Source organism: Desulfitobacterium sp., assembly GCF_982384815.1.
In genome coordinates, this window is the sequence record NZ_CEVWNY010000038.1 from 1 (window position 1) to 24,583 (window position 24,583).

23 protein-coding genes and 1 pseudogene are annotated in these 24,583 nt (G+C 47.1%); all 24 read right to left on the reverse strand.

The window, feature by feature from the left end:
- A pseudogene (locus AC1U9U_RS07775) lies at positions 1 to 110 on the reverse strand (small basic family protein); the annotation flags it as partial.
- An 18-nt stretch (positions 111 to 128) separates the two neighbouring features.
- Positions 129 to 854 carry a cell division protein FtsQ/DivIB gene (locus AC1U9U_RS07780; protein ID WP_479959983.1) on the reverse strand — a complete coding sequence of 242 codons (726 nt, stop codon included), beginning with the start codon at positions 852 to 854 and terminating at the stop codon, positions 129 to 131.
- 89 nt (positions 855 to 943) lie between these two features.
- Complete coding sequence (gene murA / locus AC1U9U_RS07785) at positions 944 to 2,203, reverse strand: UDP-N-acetylglucosamine 1-carboxyvinyltransferase (protein WP_479959984.1); 1,260 nt, start codon at positions 2,201 to 2,203, stop codon at positions 944 to 946.
- 15 nt (positions 2,204 to 2,218) lie between these two features.
- Positions 2,219 to 3,085: a UDP-N-acetylmuramate dehydrogenase gene (gene murB, locus AC1U9U_RS07790; RefSeq protein ID WP_479960005.1), complete on the reverse strand. Its 867-nt coding sequence runs from the start codon at positions 3,083 to 3,085 to the stop codon at positions 2,219 to 2,221.
- Complete coding sequence (locus AC1U9U_RS07795; RefSeq protein WP_479959985.1) at positions 3,015 to 3,872, reverse strand: hypothetical protein; 858 nt, start codon at positions 3,870 to 3,872, stop codon at positions 3,015 to 3,017. Before AC1U9U_RS07795 ends, murB begins: the two co-directional genes overlap by 71 nt.
- 74 nt (positions 3,873 to 3,946) lie before the next feature.
- The gene (gene murG / locus AC1U9U_RS07800) at positions 3,947 to 5,053 is read right to left on the reverse strand and encodes an undecaprenyldiphospho-muramoylpentapeptide beta-N-acetylglucosaminyltransferase (RefSeq protein ID WP_479959986.1); all 1,107 of its coding nucleotides are present in this window, start codon (positions 5,051 to 5,053) and stop codon (positions 3,947 to 3,949) included.
- Between the two features lie 251 nt (positions 5,054 to 5,304).
- Entirely contained in the window at positions 5,305 to 6,399 is a 1,095-nt protein-coding gene (spoVE, locus tag AC1U9U_RS07805) for a stage V sporulation protein E (RefSeq protein ID WP_479959987.1), read from the reverse strand.
- 14 nt (positions 6,400 to 6,413) lie between these two features.
- Positions 6,414 to 7,784 (reverse strand): UDP-N-acetylmuramoyl-L-alanine--D-glutamate ligase, encoded by a 1,371-nt coding sequence (gene murD, locus AC1U9U_RS07810; protein ID WP_479959988.1) that lies wholly within the window; start codon positions 7,782 to 7,784, stop codon positions 6,414 to 6,416.
- Positions 7,785 to 7,809: 25 nt separating this feature from the next.
- Entirely contained in the window at positions 7,810 to 8,817 is a 1,008-nt protein-coding gene (gene mraY, locus AC1U9U_RS07815; protein WP_479959989.1) for a phospho-N-acetylmuramoyl-pentapeptide-transferase, read from the reverse strand.
- Positions 8,818 to 8,839: 22 nt separating this feature from the next.
- On the reverse strand, positions 8,840 to 10,264 hold the full coding sequence (locus AC1U9U_RS07820) for a UDP-N-acetylmuramoyl-tripeptide--D-alanyl-D-alanine ligase (protein WP_479959990.1): 1,425 nt from the start codon (positions 10,262 to 10,264) through the stop codon (positions 8,840 to 8,842).
- Positions 10,254 to 11,747 (reverse strand): UDP-N-acetylmuramoyl-L-alanyl-D-glutamate--2,6-diaminopimelate ligase, encoded by a 1,494-nt coding sequence (locus tag AC1U9U_RS07825; RefSeq protein WP_479959991.1) that lies wholly within the window; start codon positions 11,745 to 11,747, stop codon positions 10,254 to 10,256. The genes AC1U9U_RS07820 and AC1U9U_RS07825 overlap by 11 nt, the downstream gene beginning before the upstream one ends.
- A gap of 39 nt (positions 11,748 to 11,786) precedes the next feature.
- Positions 11,787 to 13,835: a penicillin-binding transpeptidase domain-containing protein gene (locus AC1U9U_RS07830; RefSeq protein ID WP_479959992.1), complete on the reverse strand. Its 2,049-nt coding sequence runs from the start codon at positions 13,833 to 13,835 to the stop codon at positions 11,787 to 11,789.
- A 53-nt stretch (positions 13,836 to 13,888) separates the two neighbouring features.
- On the reverse strand, positions 13,889 to 14,368 hold the full coding sequence (locus AC1U9U_RS07835; RefSeq protein ID WP_479959993.1) for a septum formation initiator: 480 nt from the start codon (positions 14,366 to 14,368) through the stop codon (positions 13,889 to 13,891).
- 29 nt (positions 14,369 to 14,397) lie between these two features.
- Positions 14,398 to 15,330, reverse strand: coding sequence for a 16S rRNA (cytosine(1402)-N(4))-methyltransferase RsmH (gene rsmH, locus AC1U9U_RS07840; protein ID WP_479959994.1), 933 nt, complete (start codon positions 15,328 to 15,330; stop codon positions 14,398 to 14,400).
- A 17-nt stretch (positions 15,331 to 15,347) separates the two neighbouring features.
- Entirely contained in the window at positions 15,348 to 15,779 is a 432-nt protein-coding gene (gene mraZ, locus AC1U9U_RS07845; protein ID WP_479959995.1) for a division/cell wall cluster transcriptional repressor MraZ, read from the reverse strand.
- Between the two features lie 536 nt (positions 15,780 to 16,315).
- Positions 16,316 to 17,728 (reverse strand): NCS2 family permease, encoded by a 1,413-nt coding sequence (locus AC1U9U_RS07850; protein WP_479959996.1) that lies wholly within the window; start codon positions 17,726 to 17,728, stop codon positions 16,316 to 16,318.
- 298 nt (positions 17,729 to 18,026) lie between these two features.
- Positions 18,027 to 19,412: a dihydrolipoyl dehydrogenase gene (lpdA, locus tag AC1U9U_RS07855; protein ID WP_479959997.1), complete on the reverse strand. Its 1,386-nt coding sequence runs from the start codon at positions 19,410 to 19,412 to the stop codon at positions 18,027 to 18,029.
- Positions 19,413 to 19,422: 10 nt separating this feature from the next.
- The gene (locus AC1U9U_RS07860) at positions 19,423 to 19,611 is read right to left on the reverse strand and encodes a hypothetical protein (RefSeq protein ID WP_479959998.1); all 189 of its coding nucleotides are present in this window, start codon (positions 19,609 to 19,611) and stop codon (positions 19,423 to 19,425) included.
- On the reverse strand, positions 19,536 to 20,711 hold the full coding sequence (locus AC1U9U_RS07865) for a methyl-accepting chemotaxis protein (protein WP_479959999.1): 1,176 nt from the start codon (positions 20,709 to 20,711) through the stop codon (positions 19,536 to 19,538). The genes AC1U9U_RS07860 and AC1U9U_RS07865 overlap by 76 nt, the downstream gene beginning before the upstream one ends.
- A gap of 194 nt (positions 20,712 to 20,905) precedes the next feature.
- Entirely contained in the window at positions 20,906 to 21,103 is a 198-nt protein-coding gene (locus tag AC1U9U_RS07870; RefSeq protein ID WP_479960000.1) for a DUF1858 domain-containing protein, read from the reverse strand.
- Positions 21,104 to 21,162: 59 nt separating this feature from the next.
- Positions 21,163 to 23,304 (reverse strand): glycoside hydrolase family 2 protein, encoded by a 2,142-nt coding sequence (locus AC1U9U_RS07875; RefSeq protein ID WP_479960001.1) that lies wholly within the window; start codon positions 23,302 to 23,304, stop codon positions 21,163 to 21,165.
- A gap of 195 nt (positions 23,305 to 23,499) precedes the next feature.
- Complete coding sequence (locus AC1U9U_RS07880; protein ID WP_479960002.1) at positions 23,500 to 23,934, reverse strand: Fur family transcriptional regulator; 435 nt, start codon at positions 23,932 to 23,934, stop codon at positions 23,500 to 23,502.
- A 169-nt stretch (positions 23,935 to 24,103) separates the two neighbouring features.
- Complete coding sequence (locus AC1U9U_RS07885) at positions 24,104 to 24,274, reverse strand: DUF362 domain-containing protein (RefSeq protein ID WP_479960003.1); 171 nt, start codon at positions 24,272 to 24,274, stop codon at positions 24,104 to 24,106.
- A gap of 112 nt (positions 24,275 to 24,386) precedes the next feature.
- The gene (locus tag AC1U9U_RS07890; RefSeq protein WP_479960004.1) at positions 24,387 to 24,542 is read right to left on the reverse strand and encodes a hypothetical protein; all 156 of its coding nucleotides are present in this window, start codon (positions 24,540 to 24,542) and stop codon (positions 24,387 to 24,389) included.
- Positions 24,543 to 24,583 lie beyond the last annotated feature (41 nt).

The window sequence follows — 24,583 nt, forward strand, 5'->3', positions numbered from 1 at the left end:
GCTGCCAAAATAGCAACAGAAAGGTATTTTGAGTATTCTACAGGCACAGAAAACGGACTAAACCAGCCAATTGCCAGTCCCAGAATCAACCCTAAAATTGGTAACCACATCCAACGAATTCCTCCTCATCAATGACCGATCACAGGCTTAGCGGCAGTAAAGTCAATATACCTTACCCCGTTTTTAAAGGACTTATACCCTTCATCATTAATCAAAGCATAAAGAGACTTTAACTTCTCCGACCAAGCATTTGACTTTCCCAGGCGAACCTCTACCCCATCGGTCAAATACAGTGTGATCTGACCAATAGTATTTACATAAATCTCCCCTAGCAAAGGTTTCAACTCCAAGGGAGCTTGTCCCAGCAAATTAAGTGCCGCCATAAGACCGGAAACTTTTAGCTCCTGTCCGGGACCGGCAGTGTCGGGGATCTCTACCCCATTAATAACAGGACAACTTGTCTTAGGCCAACCTTCCCGCCGGCGCAGATAGATACCTTTATGGTCTACCTCCACTACACCATGGGGTACAATCACTACGGCAGTGGCCGTACGTTCCTCAATCCGTACCACTAATTGATCAGGAAATTGCCTCTTTAACTCAACAGAATCTACAAGAGGATGAAGCAGCACCTTGCGCTTCAGCCGCTCCTGATCCAACATAACTAAATTCTGTCCGGTTACATCCATAGTTAAACGCTCAATTTCATTGAGGGGAATCTGTTCCAGCCCCTCAATATTCACCGACTTAATAGTAAAGTAGCTGGACTGAAAGAAAAGGCTCAACCCTACCACTAAGAGTATTAGCAGTATTGAAATATAGAGAAAGGATGTAGTCGATTTCTTGGGCTCCATGGTCATCCCCCCTAGTCCCCAGTATAGCGAATACAACCCTCTCTGTCATGTCTTTCTTTTCGACACCCTCACCAAATAGTTTAAACAACTTAAGAACTGACCCGGGTGAGTTTAGCACCCAGACTCCGATATTTCTCTTCCAAATTCTCATAGCCACGGTCGATATGTCCGACCTTTTCCAAAACAGTGGCTTCCTCCGCTGCCAGAGCCGCCAAGAAGAGTGCCGCTCCTGCCCGCAAGTCTGTGGCTTCAACAAAGGCCCCTTCCAAACTTTCCACGCCGCGAATAATGGCAGTCCGTCCTTCTACTGTAATTTGAGCCCCCATCCGGCGTAATTCATCCACATGCTGAAAACGGTTTTCAAAAATAGTTTCGGTGATAATACTGGTACCTTCCGCCATGGAAAGAAGGGCCATGAATTGAGGCTGCATATCCGTCGGGAAACCGGGATGAGGCATGGTCTTGCAATCTACTCCCTTGATTCTCCCTTTGCCCTTGACTCGAATATAATCATCACCGGTTATAATCTCCGCCCCGGCTTGACGCAGCTTTGCCGTCACCGGCTCCAAATGCTCGGGAATCACATTGCCGATCTCGATATCTCCCTGGGTCATTACCGCCGCCACCATATGAGTTCCCGCCTCGATCCGATCAGGAATTACCCTATGCTCAACAGGGTAAAGCTTACTAACTCCCTCAATGCGCAGAACGTCGAGACCTGCTCCACGAATTTTGGCCCCCATTTTATTTAAAAAGTTCTGCAGATCAATAATCTCCGGTTCCCGAGCTGAATTATAAATAGTGGTGGTGCCCTTGGCCAAGACTGCCGCCATCATCAAGTTTTCCGTGGCTCCGACACTGGGGACATCCATATAGATATTGGCCCCTTTTAACTGATCTGCCCAAGCCTCAATATAACCGTGCTTTTCCTTAACCTTAACCCCTAACTCCTTAAGTCCTTTGATATGTTGATCCATAGGACGGGAACCAATAGCACAGCCACCGGGTTTCGAGATCCGTACCCGTCCATTGCGGGCTAAGATTGGCCCAAGGATAAGATTGGATGCCCTCATCTGACGCATAAGCCCCTCATCCACCTCACAACGGGCAAGATCAGCAGCATCCACCAGCAAAGCTTCATTCTGAGATTCCACACGTGCACCTAAGTATTCCAAGACCTCAATCATATTGTTAATATCCGCTAACTTGGGTATATCCATTAAGGCGGTCTTTCCTGAAACAAGGAGGGATGCTGCCAATAAGGGTAAAGAAGAGTTCTTAGCCCCACTATTGCGCAGCTTACCTTCCAGCCTTTGTTTTCCGGTGATGACATAGCGGTCCATCGCCATGAAACATTCCTCCCCTTAGTTTGGTGCGATATAACGAACCTCCGTCTTTAACTCTAAACCAAATTTATTCTGAACATCTTTTTGGATCTCACTGATCAAAGTTAATACTTCTTGGGCTGTGGCATTGCCATTATTGACAATGAAGTTAGCATGTTTGGGCGAGACTTGAGCTCCCCCCAGCCTTTTGCCCTTCCAGCCGGCTGCTTCGATCAACCGTCCTGCCGAATCTCCCGGCGGATTGCGAAATACGCTGCCGGCATTGGGTAATGCCAATGGCTGAGCTGCCTTTCGCTTGGCTAGGTTTTCACTCATCTTTTGCTTTATCTCCGACCGATCTCCCGGTTTGAGACGGAAAACCCCTTCGACTATCAAAGCCTTATCCCGTAAAGAACATTCCCGATAGCCAAACTGAATTTCCTCTTTACCTAACTTCACGAACTCTCCTTCATCGGTTAAAACTTTAACCTCCTCAAGGAGGTCTTGGATGCAGCCACCATGAGCTCCGGCATTCATCACAATAGCCCCACCCACTGTTCCCGGAATCCCCCGGGCAAATTCCAAGCCGCTTAACCCGCAGTCGGCAGCCTCTTGGGCAAGGCTGGCTAAACTATATCCCGCTCCCACCCTAACGAACTCCGAATCCCAAGTTACCTGAGCTAAGCCCGTGCTGATCAAGGTAATTCCGGTTAGACCCTCGTCTGGAAAAAGAACATTGGAACCCCGTCCAAATAGTCGGATGGGAACCCCGGTTTCCTTGGCCCGCAGCCAAACTTTTTGTAATTCTTCCTCATTGGCAGGCCAAAAGACTGTTTCAGCCAACCCCCCAATTCGCCAGGTATTCAGGTTCTTTAGTGGGAATTGGTACTCCACCCGTCCACTCATCCCTTGCCACATCATTGTCATACCACCTTATGTTTTCCCTTATCTCAGTCCCGCCGGAATTATTCACAAGTCCATTATAAATACGTTGAATACTTCGCCAAGGCACTCCCAGTTGAAGCGCTTGAAGCATTGTGGAATAGATAAAATCTTCCTGGCCCTTGTCTTTATGGGGCATGATGTACCCCAGATATTCAAAATTCTTTTCATTGGAGTAAAATTCAATGCGATCTCCCCGGCCTACCCAGCAACTCTCGGTAAATACCCGCTCCGGTTGACGCCCAAGGACCTCGTTGCCCAAACAATCTTTAAACCAGGTTTCGGGAATTATCCAATGGAGACCATTGCCAATACGAACATCCCATTGCCCCTGGGAAGTCTGCCAAAGCAGGGAAGGTTCAAACCCCGCCTGATTAAGGAATTTCCATAAAAGGGGGGCGTCTTCCGATTCTTCCTGAGCAACCAAAAGCAGAATCTCTTCCTCCCAATACCTATCCAGAAATTCCGGGATTTCCGACTGCAGTAATCCCCTGGAAACGCCCCATTGACGATAAGGATCTTCTTTTTTGATTCCCGGCCAATAAAGGATTTCCGTGGGACCAACATCGGATAAGTCGGGACCTTCTTCTTCCGGACCTAAAGGCATTAATCCTGCCAAATCAATTGGGTCTTCGGGAGATGTTATTTTGACCATAACATTCTTATGTAGAGCATCCAGCAGGGAAAAAACTCCTTGCCATCCTTCCAGATCACGGGGCACCAGAAGTAATATTTTCCGTTCGGGCCACATTAACAAACCCACTCCCTTCCTTCTGACTGTCATATGTTATGCAGTGGAGCCGGAAGGTGTGAAAAAGGAGCGGATTATTTCCAAGCAGTATCTAAACAAACCTTGACAATTTTCGCTAAAGCATCCGGTTGAGCGGCCTTCTGAGCTGCCTTGGCCATTTTCCTTAACTCCTCGGGTTTTTGCATAAGCTCTAGAAGCACTGCTGCAAGCTTTTCCCCGGTTAAATCTTTATCGAGGATTACCCGGGCAGCACCATCTTTTTCCAAAGCCCGAGCGTTAAATTCCTGGTGATTCTCCGCCGCAAATGGATAGGGAATCAGAATCCCCGGCTTACCTGCCACCATTATCTCCGCTAAAGTAGTTGCTCCGGCCCGCCCCACAAATAAATCAGCACAAGCAAGAGCCTCAGGCATATCTTTAAGATATTCTAGAACCTGCCAATTTTTTCTCTCCCAAGCTCCCTCTTTTTTAAGGCTTTGGAGAGTTTCTTCGTAGGTGGCTTTACCGGTAGCCCAGATCACCTGGATATCCGGTCGCTGAGCCAAATGCTTTAGCACCGTTGGCATAGCTTGGTTAATGCTGCGGGCACCACGGCTGCCACCGGTAACGAGAATAGTAAGCTGCTCCGGATTTAAACCTAGGCGCTGGGCCCCTTGCTTCCGGGAAATAGTACCGATCTCGGGCCGTACCGGTAGACCGGTTAAAACGAGCTTCTTGCTCCCGCCGAAATGAGCCATACTTTCCGGGAAAGTAACCATAACTTTACGTACAAAGCGGGTGAGGATCTTATTGGTAATACCCGGCAGAGCGTTTTGTTCGTGAAGAAGAGTGGGGATGCCGAATAAGGCCGCTGTTAAAACTACCGGTCCCGATACATATCCCCCAGTTCCTACCACCAGATCCGGTTTGAATTTCTTCAGGATCTGTTTAGTCTCCCACAGGGCTTTGAAGCTCTTAGCCCCGACTTTAAAGGTTTCTAAGCTGATTTTGCGGGGAAGTCCTTGACCTGATACCCCTTGAAAATCTATGCCTGTTTCAGGCACCAAACGGGCTTCCATTCCGTCCTTGGTGCCTACATAGAGGATTTCCGCACTTGGTTCTTGGGCGAGAATCCCCTTGGCGATCGCTAGGGCCGGATAAATATGGCCGCCGGTTCCGCCACCCGTTACAATCACACGCATGGATTCTTGCTCCTTTCGTCTTCTGAAACAGGGGGACAGGTCCCTTGTTTCAAGTATGTATTAAAGGTCATCATTTTTGCCTAAATCCTCCTTAGGTGCTCGCCACCTGGAGAGCCAAACAAATGTGAAAGCAGTGCCTTCGGACGGTGAATCAGGCAGCGTGTCCCTTCGCCGTAAGCGACTTCTCATGTTAGCGGCTCCGGCGAAGTCCTCGTTCGGATTTCGTCCCGCAGCCTTCAACGCAACTCCCTTTACCTTGACTCCCGCGAAATATTTAGCAGCACCCCAACCCCCACCATAGTAAACACCAAGGAGGTCCCCCCATAGCTGAGGAAGGGCAGGGTGATTCCCGTGACGGGAAGCACGCCGCTGACAACTCCCATATTGATCATGGCCTGTATGGAGACCATGGCCGTGAGCCCCACTGCCAGGAATCCTGTAAAGGCATCCGGTGCCCCCATGGCCACTCGGAAGCCTCGCCAAGCGAACAGGAAAAAGAGCAGTATGACGATGGTAGCTCCCACAAAGCCCAGCTCCTCGCCAATCATGGCGAAGATAAAGTCTGTATGATTCTCCGGGAGATAGAGAAACTTCTGCTTGCTTTGGCCAAGTCCCAGACCAAAAAGTCCTCCCGGTCCCAAGGCCAATAAAGCCTGAATTGTTTGATAGCCCTTCCCGGAGGGATCTGCCCAAGGGTCCAAAAAGGCAAAAATACGATTCATCCGATAAGGTTCCGCCACAATAGCGGCGACTATCATGCCCACACCGGCACTGCCCAAAGCCATGATATGGCTGGCTCTGGCTCCCGCGGCAATCAGCATGAAGAAAGTAGTGCCGGCGATAGCGAGAGTTGTCCCTAAATCCGGCTGGAGCATCACAAGCCCCGCCACCAGGCCCAAAAGCCCTAAGACCGGAAGTAAGCCTTTGCGGAAAGACTTAATCTTATGGGGGTCAACAGCCAAAATCTTCGCCATGACCAAAATCATAGCTAATTTAATAACTTCCGACGGTTGAATGGATAAAGGACCAAGGCCGATCCAGCGATCGGCACCGTTTACATTCCGTCCAATTCCGGGGATTTTTACCATAATGAGCAAAACAATTGAGATAAGAAGGGCCGGTTTTGCCCAATGGCGCAAAAGATTTAAGTCAATACGCATTGCGAAGACCATCGCCACTAATCCTAACGCAACCCAAATCACCTCCATTTTCAAAAAGTGATAAGGATCGTCATACTGTACATATCCTTTTACCGCACTCGAACTATACACCATTACGATTCCTATCGTAAGGAGCGCGAGGATTGCTCCCAGCAAGACCAAATCAGGGCGACTGCGTCTTGGCATTCTAAGTTCCCCCTTTAATTTGAAATGGGTTCCCTATAATGCCTACGCACTAACTCCTTAAAGAATTCCCCTCTTTCTTCATAACTCTTAAACATATCCCAACTTGTACAAGCCGGTGATAAAAGGACTACATCCCCCGGGACTGCTTCCCCGATAGCGAGCTCTACCGCTTCCTCGAAGGTCGTAGCTCGTAGATAATTAGTAATTCCAACATCTTGAGCAGCCAGGGCCATTTCTTCAGCAGCAGCACCGACCAAAACCAGACTTTTCACTTGTTCCTTAACGATTTTCATAAAATCATGAAAGTCCAAGCCCTTATTCTTACCCCCGGCAATGAGGATGATAGGCTCCTCAAAAGCATACAAAGCTTTTTCCGCTGCATCAGGATTGGTTCCTTTGGAATCATTAATGAAAAGTATTCCCTCATAGGTTCCCACCACCTCTTGGCGGTGTTCTACTCCCTTAAACTCCCTAAGCCCTTGGGCGATCTCCCCCCAAGAAAGACCAAGCTCCCTTACCGCTGCAATAGACGCCATGACGTTTTCTAGATTATGCTTGCCCCTTAACAGCAGCTCCGAACGATCAATTATGGGCGTAACTTGCCCATTTTTAGCAAAAACGATTTTCTCTCCTTGGACACCGTAACCATTCTCTAAAAAAGAAGTGGGACTGAGAAAGACCACTCTTGCCTTTAACTTAGGAGCTAAATCCCGCACCAAGGGGTCGTCCCAATTTAAAACTGCACAATCTTCCGGGGTTTGATTTTCAAAGATCCGAGCCTTAGCCCCAAGGTAATTCTCAATAGTTTTATGACGATCAAGATGATCCGGAGTCAGATTGAGTAAAATTCCCACATTCAATCTTAAACTTTCGATCAATTCTAATTGAAAGCTGGAAAGTTCCGCAACTACGATCCCTTGTTCATCCATTTTTTCTACCTGATTGCTTAGGGCAATTCCGATGTTTCCAGCCACTAGAGTCGGTTTTCCTGTCCGTTTAGCTAATTCACCAATCAAGGTGGTGGTGGTAGTTTTGCCATTGGTTCCGGTAACCCCGATTTTAAAGGCCGGATGATCCCGTAGGGCTAGTTCCACCTCGCTCCAGACCCGAGCGCCTTGGGCAACCCCCTCTCGGATAAAGGGTAGTTCCGGCGAAACCCCCGGTGAAAGGACAATTATTTCGGCATTAAGCTCCCGCCACTCCGGTACGCGACCCAGGATAAGTTGTCCTTCCTCTAAACCCAACTGGGCAATACCCCCAAGTCTTTCCAGCTCTTGGCGATCGGTCAGCACTACCTTTGCCCCCAAGTCCTTCAAGCGATTAACCGCCGCTAGTCCGCTTCTTCCGGCACCTACAACCAAGACCTTTTTACCTTTTAAATTCATTATTTCACCCTCTTGAAAAAGTTGCTTAGAATAGCCCTTGGATATAGGCTATAATCCCCAGTACCCCGCAAAGAAGGGATGCCAGCCAAAATACGATAACCACCTTCCATTCATTCCAACCGCCCAGTTCAAAATGGTGATGCAGGGGACTCATGCGAAAAACCCGCTTGCCGGTAGTCTGGTAGGCAATAACTTGAATAATAACCGAGAGTGCCTCCACCACATAAACACCGCCAATAATGAGGAGAATTAATTCTGTCTTTGTCAGCACAGCTAAACCGACCAACGTCCCCCCCAAAGCTAAGGAACCCGTATCCCCCATGAAGACACGAGCCGGGTTTTTATTAAAACGTAAAAAGCCCAAACAGCCGCCGGCCACTGCTGCCGCAAAGACTGCCAAGTCCGATTCATAAGCCAATATAGCAACCCGGCCGCCCTGAGATGCCGCCAGCAATGCAATACCGATATAGCTAAGCATACTGATGAAAACCGAACCTGCTGCCAAACCATCCAGTCCATCGGTTAGGTTTACAGCATTGGTAATTCCCACAATAATAAAGGACACAAAAGGAAAGTAAAAAAGCCCTAATTCAAGATGGATAGAGGTAAAGGGAATGGTAAGATCTGTCCCTCGTCCCAAGTAACGATTGGCTGCCCAGGTCAGGAGAAAGGCCAAAGCGAATTGACCAATTAACTTTTGGTATGCTCTCAGGCCTAAGGACCGGTGCATAACCACTTTAATAAAATCATCCAGAAAGCCGATAAGACCGTACCCCAGCATAGCACTTATTACCATAATCATTTCTAAGGACGTTGGTTTTTCTGCCATAATTAAGGCACTTGCCACAATTCCCACTAAAAAGATAATGCCACCCATAGCGGGGGTCCCGGCCTTAGCCAGATGACGCTTGGGACCTTCCTCACGAATATTTTGGCCAAATTTCAACACCCGTAAAACCGGGATCAGCAACGGTCCTAGAATTAAAGTGATTATTAGCGCTAAAACAGCAGCCATAAATATACGTTCTGACATGGATTAATTCCTTCCTTTACTCCTACCCTTTAAGCAGGGCCTTTGTCACTTCTTCCATTTTCATCCCCCGCGAAGCTTTGATAAGGACCCAAGTTCCTTGACTAAAATGCGCGAGGATCTCTTGAGCCTTTTTTATAGCCCCTTCCCGCTCAGAAAAAGAATGAATCCGTTCAGGTGACATCCCCTCGCCAAGGGCCCCTCGAGCAATTTCCCCGGCCAGCTTCCCTACGGTGATCAGTTCAGTTATTCCTAAATCCGCAACAGCCCGGCCCACCTCATAATGCCCGTCTAAGCTTGATTCTCCCAGTTCATACATTTCCCCTAAGATGGCAAGAGTTGACACTCCTCCTCTTTCCCGCAAGACCTGTAAAGAGGCCTTCATGGAGGTCGGATTGGCATTATATACATCACTGATTAAAGTACTCCCATAGATTCCGGAATGAAGCTCCAGCCGCATCCGCGAAAGCTCCATAACCGCCAGCCCTTGACATCCTGCTTCTAAGGGAACATCGAGAAGAAGCCCTACACTAAGGGCGGCCAGAGCATCGAGAACATTATGCTCACCGGGTAAAGGCAGCTTGACGGTAACGGAAGCGTCTGAAACAAGGAACCTGTCCCCTTGTTTCAGTTGGAAGCTGGTACCAAGGGTGCCAAAGGGGGTAAGGTTCATTCCCCGGAGATCGGGTTCCTGGTACTTTCCTTCTAAACCGTAGAAAAAGGTGCTAGTTAAGCCTTCCTTAGCTTTTTTCACACTCCATTCATCTTCCCCGTTGAGGATGGCGACCCCTTTTTCAGGAAGGGCCTCGATCAACTCCCATTTGGCCTGAGCGATCTTTGCTTGGGAGCCTAAAAGTTCCAGATGGGTTGTGCCAATATTAGTTATCACACCTAAATCAGGCTTGGCAATCGAACATAAAAAGGTGATTTGCCCCAAACCACGCATACCCATCTCTAAAACAAGGACTTCCGTGTTTTCCGGAGCATTGAGAATGGTCATAGGCAAACCTAACTCATTATTTTGATTCTCTAGATTCTTATGGACACGGTATTTCTGACCTAAGACCGCGGCTACCATATCTTTGGTGGTGGTTTTTCCATTGCTGCCGGTAATAGCCACTACCTTGGCCCCCAACTCCTTACGCCAAGCTCGAGCTAAAGATTGCAGGGCCGTGAGGGTAGAATCCACTGAGATCAGTGCTTTTCCCTCTGGAATGGTGACCGGGGAGCGGTGCTTCAACCGCTCTTTCTCCCCAATTACCACCGTAGCCCCTTTTTGCCAGGCAGCTTCTACATAATCATGCCCGTCCACCTTTTCTCCTGCCAAGGCAAAAAAGACATTTCCCCCTTTGACCAACCGGCTGTCAATACTACAGCCACCGGCCGCAACTTGAGAATCTCCACTTAATTCCCCTCGAAGAAGATCAGCGATTTTTTGGCTATTCCACATAACCAAGCCTCCTTAGGGCTTCCCGGGCAACTTCCCGATCATCAAAGGGAAATACTTCCTTGCCGATAATCTGATAGTCTTCATGACCTTTTCCGGCAATCAGCACTGTATCCCCTTCCTTGGCGAGAATACAGGCACACTCGATAGCCTCCCTACGGTTTACGATGGCAGAATAGTCGATACCTTCGATTCCTTCCAGGATGTCTTGGACGATCTGGCGGGGTTCCTCGGTCCGGGGGTTGTCGGATGTGACGATAACATGATCGCTTAACTCTTCGGCAATGGCCCCCATCTGGGGACGCTTGCCTTTATCCCGATCCCCACCACAGCCAAAGACTGTGATTAATCGACCTTCGGTGAATTCCCGAGCTGTCTTACAGACATTTTCCAGGCCATCGGGAGTATGAGCATAATCCACAATAACTTGGAAGGGCTGCCCCATCCGCACGCTTTCAAACCGCCCCGGAACTCCTTGGACAGCGGCTAAGGCCTCCGCCGCCAGCAAGGGGCTCCTTCCGCTTTCTACACCCCACGCGAAGGCCGCCAACACGTTATAAACGCTAAACATCCCCGGAGTTGAGTAACTTACTCGGGTAGCCTGACCTTTAAAATGAACGGTAAATTTAACCCCATCGGCAGTTAACTGAATATCCTCTGCCCGGTAATCCAAGTTAGGAGCACTTACTCCATAGGTCACCACCGGGGCGGCTGAAAGCTCTACTAAAGTCTGAGCAGCCGGATCGTCACCGTTCACCACCCCAATTTTGGGCCCTTTAACCCCTTTGAGATCGCTAAAAAGTTTGGCCTTAGCCTGAAGGTATTCCTCCATTGTTTTATGATAATCCAAATGATCTTGTGTCAAATTGCTAAAAATTCCTGCGTCAAATTCACAACCCTTAACCCTCCCTAACACTAAGGCGTGGGAGGAAACTTCCATAACTGCCAACTGAACCCCTTCGTCCACCATTTCCTTAAGCAGCTTCTGAAGATCGATTGCCTCAGGTGTCGTTCTGCTTCCCGGCAGTTCTCTTCCAGCAATACGGGCTCCTAAAGTCCCGATTAAGCCCACTTTCTTTCCTTCCTCTGAGGCTATCCGCTCCACAAGATGGGTAATGGTGGTTTTGCCATTGGTACCGGTAACACCGATAACCTCCAGCTTATTAGCCGGGTGATCATAAATATTGGCTGCGATTTTACCCACGACCTCCCGAACACATTTTACTCGGATCTGTGGAACATCCAAAGGAAGAAGCCGCTCCACCAGTAAAGCCGCTGCTCCTTTTTCCAGTGCTTGCGCTGCGAAATCATGACCATCCACATTCATACCGGGAACGCAGGCATAAATATCCCCTGGCTGAACCCGGCGTGAATCCATGGCAATTCCCTGAATCAGGGTCTTTTGGTCTCCGGTTAACTCAACTATCTCTATTTCGACTATTATCTCTGCAAGTTCTTTTTGAACAGGCTTCAACTTTTTCCACAACCTTTCAACTCTATTATAGACAGTAAAATTTTATTGCAATCATTCGGTTAGGGGCTGTCGCCAAGTCATTTGCAGCATTGTTTCAATATCCACATCCACTTCTTCCTCGATAGCCCACCAATTCCCTAAGGTGGGAGCTCCTGCTTCCGGACCAAGGTAAAGCATCACTGAGGAGCCGGCTTCTACTTTCGCATCAGCATGAGGGATTTGATCCAAAACCACATTGCCGCTGCCCTCAATTATAACCTTGAACCCCGCACCCTTTAAGGCTTTTTCCGCCTCAGCAAGAGGAAGACCCATTACCGAGGGAACAGGTACAGCTTCTTTAACGGGCGGAAGAACCATATCTAAGCGAGGTTTGCCTAAGGTCAGTGGTGCCTTCATATCCATTTCTACGCCTAAGTACGTTAAAGAATCCTGCAGCACTGCTCTAACCGGAGGGGATGCAACAGAACCACCATAAAAGGGCACGCCATCAATGACACAAAGGATGGCCAATCTGGGATTATCGGCGGGAGCAAAAGCGATAAATGAAGCAACGTACTCCCCTTGAATATACGCCCCATTAGCAACTTTTTGGGCGGTGCCTGTTTTTCCCGCAACCCGATAACCAGGAAGGAAAGCCCGATAACCTGTTCCATTAGTCACTACCGATTCTAACATTTGCCGTGCGGTTTTAGAGGTGTCTTCACTAATGACCCGACGTACCTCTTTGGGTTCGAAGGATTCCAGTACTTTACCGGTAGGCCCCACAATCTCTTTTACCAACTGGGGCTTCATTAAAGTCCCCCCATTTGCTACAGCCGAAACCGCCGTGAGCAGCTGAATAGCCGTCACGTTATTAGTTTGCCCAATCGACATTGTCGCCAGATCTAAGGCGGTGGCACGCTTTTTATTGGCTAGGATGCCTAGGGCCTCCCCAGACATTTCAATACCGGTCTTTTTTCCAAACCCAAAATCGTAAAGATATCGATAAAATTTATCCGTACCTAACCGCAGACCCATCTCAACAAATCCCGGATTACAGGAATTTTCCACTACTTGTGTGAAAGTCTGACTGCCGTGGCCCCCGCGCTTCCAGCAGTGAACCGTTTTACCAAGTACCGTAGCACCACCAGGGTCAAAAAAACCGCCGTTGGGGGTAATCTTTTTTTCTTCCAGAGCAGCCGCTAAGGTAATAATTTTAAAGGTGGACCCCGGCTCATAACCGTTTTGCACGGCTATATTGCGCCGAGCACTTTGATCATAGTTTTGGTAATAATTCGGATCAAAGGTAGGGGCTGAGGCAAGCGCTAAAACCTCACCGGTTTTAGGTTCCATAACCAGAATAGAGGCACTTTTCGGGACTTGCCCATTCATATTGCCCCCCTGCCCGGACATCAACTTCTCAAGCTCACGTTGAGCAAAGGCTTGGATGTTTTTATCAATGGTTAAGCGCACAGTATTACCGTTTTTGGGCGAAACATACATTTGGTTCGCAAAGGGCAAAGGAATACCATTGGCCGCAAATTCCGTCAAAACTGCTCCGGGGACACCGTTTAACACGGAATCCCTAGTCAACTCTATTCCTTCTAACCCTTGGTTGTCAATCCCCGCAAAACCAATTATATGGGCAGCCAGGGTTTCATTTGGATAATAACGCACACTATCCTCGGTAACACCAATCCCCGGAAGTTCTAGGGCCCGTACCTGGGCGGCAACTTCGGCGGTAACTCTTTTTTTGACATACTCCAAAGCCGAACGCTTCGTAATTTTTTCCAAGACCTTATCCGGTGTCATTTCCAAGATTCCGGATAAGGTATGGGAAATCTCTTCAGCCCTTCCCGATGCCTTTACCTGAGCCGGTACTGCGTACACTGTTTCCGTACTCACACTCATGGCTAGAACTTCGCCGTTGCGGTCCTCAATATTACCCCTTTTGGCAGCTACCGGCACGCCCCGATAATGGCTTTCGTCAGCCTTATCGCTGAGAATTGCTCCCTGGGCTAATTGAACAAAGGCCAAGCGAACGATTAGAACCACAAAAAAAGCTGTAACACAGAAAAAAAGAAAGGCGATACGTTTACGCATGACTACATAAGGACTCATCGTCCCCACCCCCTATTCTAGGGCGTCACTGCAAACTCTACCGCCTTTGGTTTTTAGCGTTGTGTGGAGGCAAAAAAGCTGGTAAATTTCTGTGAAATAAGTTTTAATGCCGAGGTTTCCTCAATTACCTCTTTTGGCTCGGTAAGAGTTGACTGGGCGCCCATTTCAGTCTTGGCAACAGGCAATGATCCAGCCACATAGACCGTTCCCGCAGGTTTTTCCATGCCCATGGCAAGTGCCGCACTTTCAATCCGGCTGACCGAACGCAATTTATCTACTTGCGCTTGCAATAGATCATTATTGGCTTTCAAGTCCGTGATCTCCTTCTGCATCGACCGAATCTGCGCTCCCTTGACAACTGTCAGATTAATCGTTTCACCCGCTAAGACAGCAGCAAGGCTGACCACAATGCTTAAGACAAGAATACTTTTCCAGTGAGAACGGGGCTTTTGCCGTTGGACACGCTTTTTTCTTTTGCGGGGTTGATCTTCTAGAGGCTGTTCCCATTCAATTTTTTCCTGCGCTAATACCAAAGGTATTCCTCCTCCGTTCTCTTTAGACTTCAAAGTTTTTCGGCTATTCGCAGCTTCGCACTCCGAGCCCGGGGATTCTCTTCAATTTCCTCCGGACTTGGTAAGATCGGTTTACGATTGACTAAACGTGCCAGTTGTTGAGATCCACATTGACAGATCGGAAAACTAGGGGGACAGGTACAACGCCCCAGCCAAGACTGCATTTTTTCCTTGACTATCCGATCCTCTAGAGAATGAAAGGTTATAACTCCTACCCTTCCCCCGGGAGCCAAACAACGGATCACCTGATCTAAAACTCTCTCTAGTACTCCTAATTCATCATTGACGGCGATCCTTAAGGCCTGAAAGGTTCGCTTCGCCGGATGAGGGCCATCTTTGCGCGCTCCTGCCGGAATCGCCTTTTTGATTATATCCACTAATTCGCCCGTGGTTTCGATGGGTCCCTGTTCACGAGCTTTAAGAATAAATTCAGCAATGCGTTTGGACCATCTTTCCTCGCCATACCGCCAGAAAACTTCGGCTAGTTGCTCAGCACTCCATTCATTGACCAAGACCTTCGCTGATAAAGGATTATGAGGATTCATCCGCATGTCCAATTCAGCATCCTGCATGTAACTGAAGCCTCTTTCCGCTTCATCTAACTGCGGAGAAGACACTCCCAAATCAAAAATAATTCCTTGCACCGGGAGTAACTTCAGGGCTTCCAGTGATTCCTCTAGATATTGGAAATTACGGTTGACAAGATGCACCCGGGGATCGCTGAGGAACTTTGCCCGGGCATTTTCAATAGCCAAGGGATCCTGATCAAATCCCACCAGTTTTCCTTCTTGGTTTAACTTGGATAGCAAAAAGGCACTATGGCCCGCACCTCCTAAAGTACAATCCACATAGGTGCCTGAGGGCTCTTTGACAACCCCCTCAACTGTTTCTTCTAGTAATACGGTGATATGATGAAATTCCAAAGTCTTCGACCTCTTCTCTAAATCCCTAAGTTTACCAACGATTCGGCAGCACTGGCATAAGCATCTTCAGCCTGACGAGAATAGTCTGTCCAAAGTGCCTGACTCCAAATCTCCACCCGGGAAGAGACCCCGACTAAAACTACATCCTTATCGAGCTGAGCATATTCCCTTAAATTGGCAGGCAGCAAGATTCTCCCTTGTTTGTCCAATTCACATTCCGTAGCCCCGGAAAAAAAGAAGCGAACAAAAGCTCTTGCATCCGGTTGAGTAAAAGGTAAAGCCCTTAACTTTTCTTCGATAATCTTCCATTCATCAAAAGGGTAAACAAAGAGACAGTGATCTAAGCCTTTGGTGGCAATAAATTTTTCACCTAAGGCTTCCCGGAATTTTGCCGGTACAATTAACCGGCCTTTTCCATCAATTGTATGGAGGTGTTCCCCCATGAACATTCCCTGTCACCCCACAGGGGCTTCACTTCGCCCCACTTTTACCCACTTTACCCCACTTATTCTCCATTCACAAGGATTTTCCTTCTTACCCAATCCCTTTTTTATGGAAAAGCTTAAAATAGGGAAAAAGGTCCTACTTGAATAACGATGAAACAAGGGGACAGGTTCCTTGTTTCAAAAAGCAATCCAAGGAATCAGGCACCCCAGGATGATTCCGTCTACACTGAAAAAATCCCCCGCTTATGCCCAGGATGACTCCCATGCCATGTCATACTGAACGTAGTGAAGTATCCTGACCCCATATCTTCTTTTTCGTCTGCCGATGGTGCCGCCTGCCGATGGTGCCGCGTGGCGGCATAGGAGATATAAAAACCAGATATGCCAAAAAAATAAAACAAGCATGGTTTACTACTTAAGTAGTGCCATGCTCGTTTTATTTTTAGTCTTTAAAAACAATGTTGAAAAACAAAACAATGTCGAAAAACGAGGATTCTACCTTTGTGATCCCTTTGAAACAGAGAACCTGTCCCCCTGTTTCAAATAATTGCTAAAAGGACAAAGTTGATCACAAAGAGAAGAGTCGCGACCCATAATACGGGACTAATATCCTTGGCTTCGCCTTTGAATACCTTCACGATGCAATAGAAGATGAATCCTGTGGCGATACCGTAAGAAATGCTATAACAGAAAGCCATAAAGATACCGGCAAAGAATACGGGGATAGCTTCGCTCAATTCTCCCCATTTGATATCTTTAAAGGAGGAAAGCATCATAACACCCACGATAATCAAAGCAGGGGCAGTTGACACGGCAGGAACCGCACTAACCACCGGAGCCAAGAAAGCACTTACAGCAAACATAATCGCTACGACTACACTAGTCAGGCCTGTCCGGCCACCGGCGCCGATACCGGCCGCACTTTCAACATAGGTAGTTGTATTGGAAGTTCCGAAAACGGAACCAACAGAGGTGGCGATGGCATCAGCAAAAAGGGCCTTGTCCATTTTGGATTTGAATCCTTTGCTGGTTTCAAGAGTTTTTAGATCTGCTTCGGAAAAGATTCCGGAACTACGGCCTGTCCCGATAAAGGTTCCAATGGTATCGAAAATGTCAGATAAACTAAAGGCGAAAATTGTTACTAAAACAAGAGGAATCTTAGCAGGATCACTAAAGAGGGAGCCCAAGCCCGGGTTGCCGAAGGCAGCCATGAAGGTTTGAGGTAATTCTGCTATGGCTTCGGCAAGGCTCAAAGAAGATCCCATATGGGTAATTCCAAGAGGGATACCTGCTAAAGCGGATACGATAATACCGATTAAAATAGCTCCCTTAACATTACGGATAAGCAGGATGACGGTAAGAATAAGACCGAAAATAGCCAAAAGCACGGAAGGAGAATTTAAAGTAACAAGACCGGGAACGGCGCTGGAACTAGCAATAACAGTTCCGCCTTCTCCTAGTTGAACATAGGTTCCGGGATCGGAGGTGAAAGAAAGTAGACCGGCGTTTTTAATACCGATATAAGCAATGAAAATACCGATACCGCCGCCGATTGCGTTTTGCAGACTGGAAGGTATGGCGGAAATAATTTTTTTCCGAATACTGGTTACTGTAATTAAAATATTAATAATACCGCATAAAAAAACCATTGCCAGAGCTTCTTGCCAAGTAAAGCCCAGGCCAAAGACAACCGTAAATACAAAAAATGCGTTAAGGCCCATACCAGGAGCTTGTGCATAGGGCACGTTGGCCACGAGACCCATCACCAAAGTTCCGATTACAGCGGAAACAATTGTTGCCAGGAAGACAGCACCCCAAGGCATACCCGCTTGAGAGAGCATTGCAGGATTGACCATAATGATGTAGGCCATTGCGAAGAATGTAGTTAATCCGGCAACAAGCTCAGTACGAACATTGGTGCCATTTTCCCTAAGTTTGAAGAAATTTTCCACTCTGACTCCTCCTGTTTTTATAGATATTTTTGCGTTTTTCGTCATAACCTGACTTCAAACCGCAACAAAAACTGATGAATGTATTATACTTTATTCCCGAACGTTAGTCTATACTTTTTTTATTTCGTTCGGGAAAATAAGTTTAATGAAAAAAGGAGTAGGTTAGGTCTGAAAATTACCTTACCATACTCCCTCTAATAAATACCGTAATCTATCATACTGAATGCAATGAAGTAGCTTGACCCAATAGCGCCTTTTTCATCATCTGCCGGTGCTGCGTAACCTTATGAGGTCACCTTTAAGCTAAATGCAAAGGTTTCTCGAAGATCCCGTGAGCCGCTTCCATGATGGCTTCGGGTAAAGTAGGATGGGCATGAATGGTTCCGGCCAGGTCATGAGCGTTTAACCCTTTCTCTACTGCTAAAACACATTCCTGAATTAAGCTGCTGGCCTGGGGACCCATAATACTGGCTCCTAACACTACACCTTCTTCGTTGGCGAGAATTTTTACCAGACCCATAACCTCCCCTAGGGTAAGTGCCTTGCCGTTGGCACTAAAGGGGAATTTGCTGACCCGATAAGCTTGACGGTCGGCCTTCAACTCTTGCTCCGTCGCTCCTACAGTGGCGATTTCCGGGTAGATAAAGATGGCACTGGGAATTGCCCGCCCCTCCATACTCACTGTCTGTCCCGCTATATGCTCAGCGACAACCATCCCTTGCATTGAAGCCACATGGGCCAGCATTACTCCACCCACTGCATCCCCAATCGCATATACCTTGTCAAGTGAAGTCTGCAGGCAGGAATTCACTTTAAGGGCTCCGCGTTCAACCTCTAGCCCTAGGGTTCCCACATCTATTCCACGCAAATTAGGTCTTCTGCCTGTAGCCAATAACACTTGCCGGGCAGGCAGCTCCTTAATCCCCTTGGCATCCTCTACTACCACAACTAAGCCATCAGCTGTCGGTTTAATCTCTTTCACAGCGGTTTTGGTTAGAATCTCGATTCCGGAGCGTTTTAAGAGCGGGGTTAATCGCTTCGGGATCTCCTCATCAATATTCGGAAGCAGTGAAGGAAGCATTTCCACCACGCTGACTTTAACCCCAAATTCATGGTAAATCGATGCAAACTCTAAACCGATAACTCCCCCGCCAATAACTACCAGGCTCTCCGGCAAGGTCTTTTGGTCAAGGATATCATCACTGGTAACCACGCCGGGAAGGTCGGCACCCGGTACGGGAATCCGAGTCGGCAGCGAGCCTGTCGCCAAAACCAAATTCTCCACCCGGATATTTTCTCTCCCCGCTTCCGTGCTTACTTCAATAAGTCCTGCTTCTTTTACATTTCCCCATCCCTTAATCACCGTAATCTTTTTCGCCTTCATCAATTGCTCAATTCCCGTGACCAGGGTATTAACCACCTGTTCTTTTCTCTCCATAACTTTAGGATAGTCAATATTTTTTTCACCCAGATTAATGCCAAATTCCTCAGCATGCTTAATTTCACGCCATAGTTCAGCACTTTTCACTAAGGCTTTCGTAGGGATACAGCCTTTATTCAAGCAAGTACCCCCCAGTCGTTCTCCCTCAATAAGGACCACCGATAATCCTAACTGGGCTGCACGCAAAGCGCACACATAGCCTCCTGGACCTCCCCCCAAAATGCCCACTTGATAATCCGCCATAGTATTCCTCCTAAATCTTAAAGCGTACCACCTGCTCTCTTAGCTCGATGGCCATGCTTACTAAACTTTGGGCCGCACCGGCAATGTTTTGCATGCTTGCCGCAACCTCGGCAGAAGCCTGTTCTACCTCCCGGGTAGAAATATCTGCCTCAGCCGCAATCGTCTCAACCAGCTGGGACTGATTGGAGACTCCCTCCATATAACTGAGGATTTGTCACCGGAAGCAGCAATTTCCGAAATATCACTGGTTACTTGCTTTGTCGACTTAACAATTATCTCCAGTGCCTGCTTGGCTTCTAAGGTCAATTGTAAGGAGTTTTCCACTTTGGAGTCCGCTAAATTCATATTTTCTACCGTATCCCTAATAGTTTGCTGAATCCCACTGGTTATTAGGGCAACTTCGTCCGTTGAATCAGAGACTCCCTCCGCCAATTTACGAATTTCCTCCGCTACCACGGCAAATCCCCGTCCATGCTCACCGGCACGGGCGGCCTCGATAGCCGCATTTAGGGCCAAGAGATTAGTTTGGCGAGCTATAGAAGCGATGGTTGAGGTGATCGAAACGATCTGCCGGGATTGTTCATCCAGTTTCTTAATGCTATCGGATGCTTTGTTTACGGTATTATTAGTATCCTGCATGGCCATCACAATCCCTGATAAACCCTCTAAACCTTTTTCGGCATTCCCTTGGGAAATGCCTGCTTCCAAAGAAACAGAATTTGCCCGCTCCGCAATGACCTGTATAGTATCTCTTAAGTTCCTAAAGGTGTCCATAGCTTGGAAAACAATTTCCCTCTGTCTAACCACACCTTTCGCCATCTGCCCAATATGGGTATTGACTTCAAGGTTCTTGGCTGCAATTTCCTCGGAGTTAGCAGAGAGTTCATGAATAGATTCGACCCAATCATTGGCCATGGTTCGGATTTTCCGGATGATTTCGCGGAAATTCCTCGTCATCGCATTATAAGCATTGGACACCGCTGCCGTCTCGCTGCTGGAAACCTCCATCTGGTGATTAAGTTCCCCTTCTGCTACCTGCAATATTCCCTTTTCTATCTGCTGAATGGGTTTAAGGAAACGATTATAATTTCGTAAAGAAGCCGTTACCCCAATCCCCACACCCGCAAATAGATAACTCACAAAAACTACTATCATTTCAAATTGAGGTAACCCTAGAAAAAACACGACAAATGAGCCAACAATAACCACCGAAGGAATAACAACTTTTAAGGTTTGCCTTATGTACTTAAATAGACTGACCGGTTCCGAATCCCCTGAACCTCTTAGTGCAAGACTCATTAAAATACCTCCCTAATTTTACTGGTCTTCTCTCTATCTCTTCTCTGTACCCAGGACTCCATATTTCATTTCTCTCTCAATATAAAATTTCCTCCAGTTATCTAAAATTTCTGACTAATTTAAGAATATAAAAATGCCCGCTTTGCATTGACCAAAGGGGCATTTCATATTGAATGCTTAATTGCTTAAAGCTCTTAGCCGGCTGCAATTGCTTTATTCAATTGATCCACCAAATCATCCGGTTTTTTTCCATGGGTCAGCGCAGCACCTTCGATACTTTCCATGGTAGAAGAGGGACATCCCAAGCAATGCATACCTAATTCGAGAAAGGTCTGAACAGTTTGGGGATAACTACGTAATACCTGGCCCACTGTCATTTCCTTGGTAATCAACCCACTACCTCCTTACGTTTTTAACCCAGTAAAATAGTCGGATTTATTATAAACTATTTTTATGGCAAGTTCAACTTTTTGAGCAATAAAATCTCCTTGAGCCATTGGGAACCCATAATCATATTGCTTAAGTAAACAATATCATCTCTATACAATAAGGCCATGATAAGAATTATTAGGCAGATCATTCCCGGTACCCACAGGAAAGCTCCATACCGCCCCCCCGCACGATGAACATCCCTAATTTTTAAGGGAAGAAAAAGCACATTAAAGGCTATATACGCTAATATCGGTACTGAACGCGGAACCCACCACCCTTGGAGAGCCCACAAGATGCCGACAATCCAGTTCCAGAAGAATCTCCGTTCAAGCCAAGCGGCAAGACCCATTGCATCCGGAGCCCCGGGCATCCGCGGAGCCACTACCCCCACTTGAAGCAGCCTTAGAAGAGTAAAAAAGCTTCCGAATATCAGCCAGACCAACCAAGGTGACTGGAGCTTCAGCCCCTCCCACAAGGGCCATTGGTTAGGAACCCATTGGGACCAAGGCACATCGGTATTGAAAAGCAAGGCAGTGATCAGCCCCGCTAAGGTCATTTCACGGGTCGCCATGGCCAACCCTTGCCAAAACCAAGCTTTGCGTAAAGCACGTTTCGGTTTTTTATTTTGAAGTTCTTTGTAGCGCCAATTAACAGACACCAAATTAAACCAAGCAATAAGCACAAGCAGCCCCGCCCAAATAATACTTACCCACTTTTCTTCGGGCCATAAGATCGCTAATACTTCTTGCCCCTCTTCATATTGATGGATTTCCCCCCAAGTCCCCTTGATGGATGATTGCTCGGGTAGGTTCAAGTTGAAGGTGGGAATAGCCCCTGCCAGAGCCTGGGTTTTTTCCAAATAATCTTTAACTGCTGATTGGTAATTATACTCTAAGCCAATACCTGAAGTATAAGCCCAAATTGAAGGATGAAGGCTGCCGACACGGAACAAGTCCTCCCACACCTTTGGCTCCGGAAGACGCTGAGCCGGTACCATGCCTGTGCCGGGGAGCTCGGCCCAGATACCTATCCCTAATCTATCCGCTGCTTGCAGCCAGTATTCATCCGGTAAATTCCCAATAAAATAAAGAAGATTGTAGCCCTGTTCCTTGATTTCCTGGAGCCAAGAAGTAATTTCGCCCCGGTTTCTTAATTCGGATTCCCTTTCCGGGGAAATTGCCAAACCTTTAATGACCAGCTCCTGATTATTAAGGGAAAAGCCGCCCCCCTCCTGATAGCCTAATCTCTTAAGCCCAATCGGAAAGGCCACATCATCCCGGTCTCCGTTTGCGTTATTAACCGACAAATATACCTGATATAGAAAAGGATCTTCCGGGCTCCAAACATGTCCATTAGGAATTTGAAAGGTTAGCTTGACCGGCTGTACGGGATTTTCATCCCCGTGGACTTGAACCGAAGCCTGGGCAACCTCTGCAGAACCGTCGGAGATTACCCCCTGTACTGTCCAAGGCCCATACTCGGAAAATTCGTGGTGGCTCAATTGGAAGCTCACTTCAACCCCAGCAACATCCTCTTCCCAACTTACCCTAAGCTGGGGGTTTTCGATACTGGTCTCCATGACTGCTTGAAGAGAGATTGTTCCCATAATTCGACCTTGATGGGGATACCCGGAACCCAATAAGGTGTTCTTCCGGACAGGTGAATCATCAAGTTCAATAATAAGGAGATTTTCTTGCCCATGGTTCAAGCTTGAGACCGGTATCTGGAGTCGCGCACTCTCCCCTTCACCTGCCACTCCACCAATGCGGTTGCTGCTTTCCATCCCGTTTAGATAGACAGAGCAGTCCCCATAAATCCCATTGATTTGGAGGATTATACTTCGGGCATTCCATTCCGCGGGTATCTTAAAAGTTTTGGTGGCAACATGAAATTCTTTATTAGAAGGTAGGTAAACTGCCTCACCAGTAGTAAGTGGGGAATAAATACCCTCATCCTTATGATCGGTTTCAATACTCCATGCCTGGCGAAGAGAAGGATATAGCTTCCATTGCCCCCCCAGATCCATCTCCCACCTGCTCATGCTAACCTGTCCGGAAGCAGCATTAAGCAAAACTCCCGGACTGGAATGCCAATTCCAGATCAAAAGCCCCAAGGTGATTGCAAAAGTAAAGATTAAAATATAAAGCCGTCGATTAAACATTGCCGAATAACCTTTCTTAAAGTCCCATATTACATTTTCATTCTTAACGGTGTGCTATAAAGCAACCTGGAAGTCTAAATCTTATTTCTAGACAAGCTCCGAAATTCCTTGTGGGGGCAATCCTGGATTATAAAAATACCTGCAAACAAAAAAGCCCGATCAAAGATCAGGCTAGACGCTGCTTTACTACACGCATTAATTCATTCTTTGCGCGTTTTGCTTTGCACATTCGGGGCAAACCCCATAGAACTCCAAACGATGACCATAGATTTGGAAATTAGTCTTTACTTCTACTTCCTGCTCCAATTCTAGCAAAGGACGATGGAAATCTACAATTTTGCCGCACTCGGTACAGGCTACATGATAATGATTGGTTGGATTCCCATCAAAACGGCTTGACATATCTCCGTAAGAAAGCTCTAAGATATGCCCATGCTCTTTCAACATGTTCAAGGTATTATAAATTGTTCCCAGACTTACACCGGGAAATTTAGCCTTTACATGATGATAGATTTCCTCAGCTGTTGGATGAGTATCCGTACCCAAAAGAAATTCTAAGATCGCTTGTCGTTGAGGAGTAAAGCGAACCCCTTTATCTTTGAGCTGCTTAAGAATCTCTATGGCAGTCATGATCTCATCTCCCTTACAATTTCGGAATTATTATCAATTTCAGCTTAATATAAAAAACGAGTTGTGTCAATATATATAATCCAGGTTTCCCTTTAAAGACGGTGACCTAGCCGCTACTTAATTAAAAAGGAGAGACCTTCGCTGGGACTCCCCTTTTTTAGAATGCCGATTAGGCTGGATTAGGAGCACCGGTTGGGCAAACTCCAGCACAAGATCCACAATCAGTGCAAGCGTCAGCATCGATTACGTACTGATCATCTCCTGCACTAATGGCACCTGCCGGGCATTCTGCTTCACAAGCTCCACAGCTAATGCACTCAGAATTAATTACATATGCCATTGCAAACAACCCCTTTCTCCCCATTCTCAACTGTCACTATAACACAAGGGAAGAAAGTTAGGCAATATGTAATTAGATATTTTGTCCACTGGTAAAATTTAGAGTAAAAACTTTAAAGATCTCGTTCCGGTCGGTAAGGTACTTGGTAGAGCCTCCTCATACATTGAGCACAATAAGGCAGCATTCGATTGCTGACATGGTTTCTCCGGAACAGCACTTTGTCTAAATCTTCATGTTCAAATCCACAGGAACGACATTTTTCTAACACCCTGATTAACCTCCTAGATTGTGAGCTTATGAACGATGTGT